9 protein-coding genes are annotated in these 7,920 nt (G+C 50.7%); 3 read left to right on the top strand and 6 right to left on the bottom strand.

Annotated features, from left to right (window positions below; all coding sequences use genetic code 11):
* On the top strand, positions 1 to 765 hold a 765-nt coding region (locus KDK17_RS03230), incomplete at its 5' end, for a long-chain fatty acid--CoA ligase (RefSeq protein ID WP_257287328.1).
* Between the two features lie 154 nt (positions 766 to 919).
* A complete protein-coding gene (locus KDK17_RS03225) occupies positions 920 to 1,426 on the top strand; it encodes a phosphoribosyltransferase (RefSeq protein WP_257281764.1) in 507 nt (168 codons plus the stop codon).
* A 67-nt stretch (positions 1,427 to 1,493) separates the two neighbouring features.
* On the opposite strand, the gene aroC is transcribed toward KDK17_RS03225, so the two are convergent.
* Together aroC and prmB are read right to left on the bottom strand one after the other, a co-directional pair.
* Complete coding sequence (gene aroC, locus KDK17_RS03220) at positions 1,494 to 2,582, bottom strand: chorismate synthase (protein ID WP_257254489.1); 1,089 nt, start codon at positions 2,580 to 2,582, stop codon at positions 1,494 to 1,496.
* Between the two features lie 108 nt (positions 2,583 to 2,690).
* Positions 2,691 to 3,677 carry a 50S ribosomal protein L3 N(5)-glutamine methyltransferase gene (prmB, locus tag KDK17_RS03215; protein ID WP_368736495.1) on the bottom strand — a complete coding sequence of 329 codons (987 nt, stop codon included), beginning with the start codon at positions 3,675 to 3,677 and terminating at the stop codon, positions 2,691 to 2,693.
* Between the two features lie 207 nt (positions 3,678 to 3,884).
* On the opposite strand from prmB, the gene KDK17_RS03210 reads away from it, so the two are divergent.
* Entirely contained in the window at positions 3,885 to 4,442 is a 558-nt protein-coding gene (locus KDK17_RS03210; RefSeq protein WP_257254490.1) for a Smr/MutS family protein, read from the top strand.
* 63 nt (positions 4,443 to 4,505) lie between these two features.
* Here KDK17_RS03210 and KDK17_RS03205 read toward each other — a convergent pair whose 3' ends face one another.
* The 4 genes from KDK17_RS03205 to KDK17_RS03190 form a co-directional block, all read right to left on the bottom strand.
* Entirely contained in the window at positions 4,506 to 4,649 is a 144-nt protein-coding gene (locus KDK17_RS03205) for a hypothetical protein (protein ID WP_257254491.1), read from the bottom strand.
* A gap of 310 nt (positions 4,650 to 4,959) precedes the next feature.
* Positions 4,960 to 5,832, bottom strand: a complete 873-nt coding sequence (gene sucD, locus KDK17_RS03200; RefSeq protein WP_257254493.1) for a succinate--CoA ligase subunit alpha — start codon at positions 5,830 to 5,832, stop codon at positions 4,960 to 4,962.
* Positions 5,833 to 5,834: 2 nt separating this feature from the next.
* Entirely contained in the window at positions 5,835 to 7,001 is a 1,167-nt protein-coding gene (gene sucC / locus KDK17_RS03195; protein WP_257254494.1) for an ADP-forming succinate--CoA ligase subunit beta, read from the bottom strand.
* Positions 7,002 to 7,155: 154 nt separating this feature from the next.
* On the bottom strand, positions 7,156 to 7,920 hold a 765-nt coding region (locus KDK17_RS03190), incomplete at its 5' end, for an FAD-dependent oxidoreductase (RefSeq protein ID WP_257287327.1).

Genomic DNA, 7,920 nt, shown 5'->3' with positions numbered 1-7,920 from the left:
CCCTGTGGCGGTGCCCGACTGGATGACGACATCAACCGTTTCTTCCACGCCCTGGGCATCAATGTCAAAGTAGGTTATGGCATGACTGAAACCACGGCGACGGTAACCTGCTTCCGCGATACCGGTTACCGGTTTGGCAGCTGCGGCACACCACTTCCCGGCACTGAAGTTAAAATCGGACAGGAAGGCGAAATTCTGGTGAAAGGACCGACATTGATGCGCGGCTACTACAAAAAACCGGATGAAACAGCCAAAACCTTTGACGCTGACGGCTGGTTAAAAACCGGCGATGCAGGTCTGATCGATGAAACAGGTCAGCTGCGTATTACCGAACGCATCAAGGAGCTAATGAAAACGTCCAACGGCAAGTATATTGCCCCCCAATACATAGAAGGCACACTGGGCAAGGATCGTTTTATTGAACAGGTCGCCATCATTGCTGATGCCAAAAACTATGTTTCTGCTTTGATTGTTCCTGCCTTTGAAGCACTGGAAGAATACGCAAAAAGCATTAACCTGAATTATGAAAACAAAATGGACCTGATCCACAATGCCGATATCCAGGCCATGTTTCAGGGTCGGCTGGATCACATTCAGGAAGAGCTGGCTCGATTCGAGCAAGTTAAGAAGTTCACCCTGCTACCCCGTGAATTCTCCATCGAAATGGGAGAGATCACGCCAACGCTGAAATTACGCAGAAAGATCATTATGGAACGTTTCCGCAAAGAAATTGAAGCCATGTACACACCGGCCACGTCATCCTGATCTCCCGGAGAGGCCATTCTCAAACAGGATGGCCTCTCACTGCTACAGTGGAAAGCCCTACTTGGCTTATCGGCAGTAAATCGCCTATCCTTCCCGGCTCCAGTTTTATTGGTCTGTCAACAGACCCTTCCTTCATCTAAAGGTTTAAGTGCTCATGGAGCAATATAATTTCACCTATAACGATATCCATAACACCATTTGCGCCTCAGCGAAAAAGATCAAAGCCTCTGGATTTGAGCCTGATTACCTTTTGGCCATTGGTGGCGGTGGTCTGATTCCGGCACGCATCATGCGCACTTACATCAACAAACCGATTCTGATTGTATCCCTCTCCCGCTATAGCGACGAGACAGGTACTGCACCTTCAGAGACACCGGTCAAACTTCAGTGGCTGGAAACAGGCACCCACCTCGACGGGAAAAAAGTTCTGGTCATTGACGAAGTCGATGATGAAAGAACCACACTTCAGTTCACGCTAAACCACCTTTATGAAACACACCCTGAAACTGAGTTTGCCGCATTCGTCGTTCATAACAAACTGAAAGAAAAGAAAGGCACCCTGCCAGAGAAGTTGAGCCACTTCTTCACCGGAGAGGACATTCACGATTACTGGATTAACTACGCCTGGGATGCCGAAGACATCAACCAGTTTGGGAAATAGTAAGCCACTGACAGGTGTTAACCGTGTATAAGGAAGCCCCCGAGCCCGGGTACCAGATTATTCAGGTCTAACCTTGAATAACCGGAGCTGGACTGACAACATCAGCATTCTGAGCTCGATGACGCATCAGGTGATCCATCAGGGTGATCGCCATCATGGCTTCAGCAATGGGTACGGCACGAATACCGACACAAGGATCGTGACGCCCCTTTGTGACCACATCAACCGGTTCACCTTGCATATTGATGCTCTTGCCAGGTGCAGTCATGCTGGAAGTGGGTTTCAGGGCAATATGAGCAACAATATCCTGACCCGAGCTGATACCTCCCAGAACACCACCAGCAGAATTGGACAGAAAACCTTCAGGCGTCAGTTCATCGCGATGTTCTGTACCTTTCTGTGCCACAGACTCAAAGCCATCGCCTATCTCAATACCTTTAACGGCGTTAATGCTCATTAGAGAATGAGCCAAATCGGCATCCAGTCGGTCAAAGACAGGCTCACCCAGTCCCGGCATCACGCCGGTAGCCATCACGGTCACTTTGGCACCGGTGGAATTACCCTCACGACGCAAGTCGTCGATCAATTGCTCCATGGCGGGCACTTTATCCGCATCCGGGCAGAAGAAAGGATTATTACGAACTTCATCCCAGTCAATCTTGTCAATACTGATCGTGCCCAACCGGGACAGATAACCTTTAATTTCGACGCCCTGACTCTGCAGATATTTACGGGCAATCGCACCGGCTGCGACACGCATGGCGGTTTCTCGAGCAGAAGAACGCCCTCCACCCCGGTAGTCACGAAAACCGTATTTATGGGTATAGGTATAGTCAGCATGGCCTGGACGGAAAAGATCCATGATATTGGAATAATCCTTGGAGCGCTGATCCACATTTTCGATGAGCAAACCAATGGGTGTGCCGGTAGTTTTGCCTTGAAAAACACCAGACAGGATCTTAACCTGATCCGGCTCACGACGCTGTGTCGTATATTTGGAGGTACCGGGCTTACGCAGATCAAGATCTTTCTGCAGATCCGCTTCACTCAGAGCTATGCCCGGAGGACAGCCGTCCACTATACAGCCCAGGGCAATACCGTGGGACTCACCAAAGGTTGTAACCTTGAACAGTTGGCCAATGCTATTGCCTGCCATTTTGACTTCCCCCTCCTCTGACGGTTGTCTGTCGTTGCTGCCGTCAGGGGTTTAATGCTTTACTTTGAAACCTTTTTCCAGAATAAGGTTTCAGTCACTCATGGCTGTTTAAGCCTGCTTTCTTCGCTCACGGCTGCTAAACAGAGGCTGATACTTACGACAGTTCCCGGCATCCAGTATCAGGATGCCATGCCCGCCTGTTTCAAACTCTGGCCAGATGAAGGGCACAGCAGGGTACTCATCTCTCAAAGCCCAATGACTGTTACCCACTTCCAGAACCAACAGCCCTTTCTCATCCAGAAAGTCAGCGGCACGAGCCAAAATTACGCGGGCCATATCCAGACCATCTTCTCCCGCCGCCAGACCAAGCTCCGGTTCGTGGCCGAACTCATCCGGAAAATCTGCCATATCTTCAGCATCCACATAGGGCGGGTTGCTGACAATCAACTGATACTTCGGCTTTTCCGGAGCATGGTCTATCGCTTCAAAAAGATCAGAACGAATGGCCTGAACCCTGCCCCAGAGCTCATGACTATCGATATTGATGCCAGCCACTTCCAGGGCATCTTCCGAAATATCCAGCAAATCGACCGTGGCTTCTGGAAACTCATGAGCCGCTGCAATACCAATACAACCGGAACCCGTACACAGATCCAGCACCTTTTCGACCCGGATATCCCCCAGCCAGGGTTGCAATTGCTGCTGAATCAGTTCGGCTATCGGTGAACGAGGCACCAATACCCGTTCATCAACGTAATAGGGTCGACCGCAGAACCAGGCCCGGTTGACCAGGTAAGCCAAGGGCTTGCGTTCTGAAACTCTGCGCTCGATCAGTTCTGCCACTCTCTTCTGCTCAGTCAGGGAAAGTCGGCAATCCATGTAAGGTTCCGGTAATTCCCAAGGTAACTGCAATACCTGAAAAACCAGATGGAAAGCTTCATCCAGAGCGTTATCACTGCCATGCCCGAAAAACAGCTCGGCCTCATTAAATCGTGATGCAGCCCAGCGAATGAAGTCCCGAATACTGACCAGGCCACCATAAGCCTCGTTGGCACAGTATGGCTCGCCAGTATGCATCTCACTGATTTCAGTCACACTCTCTCCTCAGGAAGCACAATCAGGATCTCCCCTGCAAAACCGTCATAAGGTAGCATATTCGGGCACAGGCAAAGAACCACTTTTTCGCCGCAAACGGGTATGATCAGCCTGCCATAGTATTGTCAGGCTGTAATACAGGATAGAATACCCTGTATTTCAAACTCCCCGGAGCTGAAAAACCTGTTTAAAGATGAGCTCAGAGCAATGACCGAAGACGATAATGAAGATCAGGAAGGCCTGTTTAAAGAGGCCATGGTGGACGTGCGGCCATTAAAGAAAGCCAACCGCTCCGTAGAGCTCAGGAAACCGACCACCGTCCCGGACTGCACACTCAGGGCCCGTCGACGGGCAGCCCAGATGGAAAACAAACCTGAAGGTGCCGCCCTGTCGGAAGCCTGGATCGAACCCATTGAACCAGAGCAAAAACTGGATTTCAGCAGATCAGGCATTCAACATACCCGCATGCGTCAATTACGTCAGGGATCACTACCCATCCAGTATCAACTGGATCTTCACGGCTACAAGATTGAGGAGGCCAGGGAACTGGTATCAGATTTCCTGCTGTTCTGTCGTAATGAAGGCATGCAGTGCGTTCGAATTATCCACGGCAAATCACACCGTAGTGCAAATCGTCAAAACACACTGAAAAGCCATGTCAATCACTGGCTACGGCAGCTTCCGGAAGTTCTGGCATTCTGCTCAGCACCGCCTTCAGAAGGCGGGACAGGATCGCTTCTTGTGCTACTAAAGAGGAGAGTTTGATGAGCCTTACTGAGATTCGGCGCCGATCCTTCATAGCCTGCAACCGGGAGCGACGATGATCCATCAGACCAGTTGCCATGCACGTACAACGTCGTGTTCAGCGTCGAGCTGCCTCAGTGGTTGACTTCCAAATTCAACAGGCTGATCGACCCACTTTGCACTGAGTGTCTGCATCTCAACAGACTTTACTGCTGCTCCTGTCGTCATCGGCTCTCAATCCATTTAACCTGTTCCGTCCTTCAGCTTGAGGTAACAAAGCTACTACGACTTCTTCTGAATTCTGCCGCCCCATCGCAATGCCTCACGACACTGGTAGCCTGTGGCAGGATGGCAGACCTCCCGAGGTAACCCTTGCCAGACTGACAATGAACTTTCACCACCCAGTCATCGAGCCGCCACAGTGCGTAACGGAACAGCGCCATTTGGCGCTACGCGCGATACTCAGCGCACAAAACAAAACGGCCCACCTCCTGAGAGATGAGCCGTTTAATCATTTAAAGCTGACCGGGTCAGACTCTTACCAGCCTGTTTTCTCTTTCAGTGCCTGACCAATTTCTGCAAGTGAGCGAACGGTTTTAACACCGGCTTCTTCCAGAGCAGCAAACTTCTCATCAGCAGTACCCTTGCCACCAGAGATAATCGCACCTGCGTGCCCCATACGCTTTCCCGGGGGTGCAGTAACACCGGCAATGTAGGAAACAACGGGCTTGGTTACGTTCTCTTTGATGTAAGCAGCCGCTTCTTCCTCAGCAGTACCACCTATTTCACCGATCATAACGATCGCTTCTGTCTGCGGATCTTCCTCAAACAGCTTCAGAATGTCGATAAAATTGGACCCGGGAATCGGATCACCACCAATACCAACACAGGTAGACTGCCCGAAACCAAAGTCAGTGGTTTGCTTAACTGCTTCATAAGTCAGGGTACCGGAACGGGAAACAATACCGACTTTACCAGGCTGGTGAATGTGACCTGGCATGATACCGATCTTACACTCACCCGGTGTGATGACACCCGGGCAGTTAGGACCAATCAGGGTAACACCCAGCTCGTCACAACGAACCTTGCATTCCAGCATGTCCAGAGTAGGAATACCTTCAGTGATACAAACAATCAGCTTGATGCCGGCGTTGGCAGCCTCAAGTATGGAATCCTTACAGAAAGCAGCAGGTACGTAGATGACGGAAGCTTCAGCGCCAGTTTTAGCCACTGCCTCAGCGACAGTGTTAAATACAGGCAGACCCAAATGCTCCTGACCACCTTTACCCGGAGTGACACCACCGACCATCCGAGTACCATAAGCAATAGCCTGTTCAGAGTGAAAAGTCCCCTGAGAACCAGTAAAGCCCTGGCAGATTACTTTAGTCTCTTTGTTAATCAGGACGCTCATTCTTATTTACCCTCCGCTGCTTTTACTACCTGGCCTGCAGCGTCGGAGAGACTGCTTGCAGCGATGATGTCCAGTCCACTTTCAGCCAGCTTCTGAGCACCCAGTTCAGCGTTGTTGCCCTCCAGACGAACAACCACAGGCACTTCAACACCGACCTCTTTCACCGCACCGATGATGCCATCAGCAATCAGGTCACAACGAACGATACCGCCAAAGATGTTAACCAGTACCGCTTTAACACTGTCGTCAGACAGGATGATCTTGAATGCTTCACTGACACGTTCTTTAGTGGCACCGCCACCCACGTCCAGGAAGTTAGCAGGAGCGCCACCGGATAGCTTAACGATGTCCATGGTACCCATAGCCAGACCAGCGCCGTTTACCATACAACCGATGTTGCCATCCAGAGCTACATAGTTCAGTTCCCACTGAGCAGCGTGAGCTTCACGAGCGTCTTCCTGAGAAGGATCATGCATGGTCTTCAGGCGGGGCTGACGGTACAGGGCGTTGCTATCGATGTTCAGCTTGGCATCCAGGCAGTGTAGATCGCCAGCTTCAGTGATAACCAGTGGATTAATTTCCAACAGAGCCAGATCCAGATCCTGGAACAGTTTGGCCAGACCCAGGAAGATCTTGGTGAACTGCTTAACCTGGGTAGCGTTTAAACCCAGGTTGAAAGCCAGTTCACGCCCCTGATAGGGCTGAGCGCCTACCAAAGGATCGACTGTAGCCTTCAGAATCTTCTCTGGTGTTTCTTCTGCCACCTTTTCGATTTCTACGCCACCTTCAGTGGAAGCCATGAAAACGATGCGACGGGTAGAACGGTCCACAACAGCCCCCAGGTAAAGCTCCTGAGCGATGTCGGTGCAGTTTTCTACCAGAATCTTGCTAACCGGTTGACCATTTTCATCTGTCTGGTAAGTGACCAGGTTCTTGCCTAGCCACTTTTCAGCAAATTCACGGATTTCTTCCTTGGAGCTGACCAGCTTTACACCGCCAGCCTTACCGCGACCACCTGCATGAACCTGTGCTTTAACAACCCACTGATTTCCGCCAATTTGGTCTGCGGCCGCAGCTGCTTCTTCCGGTGTATCACAGGCAATACCTTTGGATACCGGCAGGCCATATTCAGCAAACAGCTGCTTGCCCTGATATTCATGGAGATTCATACTGAAGCTACCATTGTTGTTTTAATCAAGTTCCTACCCACATCCGTGGATAAAAGGTTTTTTTATTTCGACCCCTCAGGTGTCGAAATTAACTTCCTGGTCTGGCGCCTGTCCGACTGACTCATCAAAATCGGACCAGCCCTCAGACTTTCAGTTAGCGACGCTTGCGATTAGGAATATGAATCGCATGACCGTCTACAGCCAGAACCGCCTCGTGCAGAGCTTCACTCAGTGTTGGATGAGAGAAGATGGTCAGAGCCAGATCTTCAGTACTGGCAGCAAATTCCATGGCAATAACACCCTGCTGAACCAGTTCAGCAGCGCTCGGGCCTACTGCATGTACACCCAGAATACGATCGCTTGCCTTGTCTGCAATCACTTTAACCATGCCTTCAGTCTCGTTAGCCGCCAGAGCACGACCACTGGCGACGAACGGGAAGGTACCTGATTTGTAATCAACACCTTCGGCTTTCAGTTCCTGCTCGGTCTTGCCTACCCATGCAATCTCAGGGTGGGTATAGATCACAGAAGGAACCAGATCATAGTTCATATGGCCTTTCTGGCCAGCAATAATTTCGGCAACCATGATGCCTTCCTCACTGCCCTTGTGCGCCAGCATTGGGCCACGAACGACGTCACCAACCGCATATACACCCGGTACGTCAGTTGCACAATGATCATCTACAAAGATAAAGCCGCGCTCATCCATGTTCACACCACAATCTGCAGCGAGCAGGCTTTCGGTATATGGACGACGACCTACAGCAACAATCAATTTATCGAATACAACAACTTGTTCATTGCCGTTTGAATCCGCATAGGTAACGTGTACTTCCTTACCCTTGATCTCAGAACCCGTGACGCGGGCACCCAGACGGATGTCCAGCCCCTGCTTCTTGAAGATCTTCATGGATTCTTT

The sequence above is a fragment of the Endozoicomonas sp. SESOKO2 genome (genome assembly GCF_024606245.1).
Lineage (GTDB): Bacteria > Pseudomonadota > Gammaproteobacteria > Pseudomonadales > Endozoicomonadaceae > Endozoicomonas_A.
This window is presented reverse-complemented; position numbering and strand designations above follow the sequence as displayed.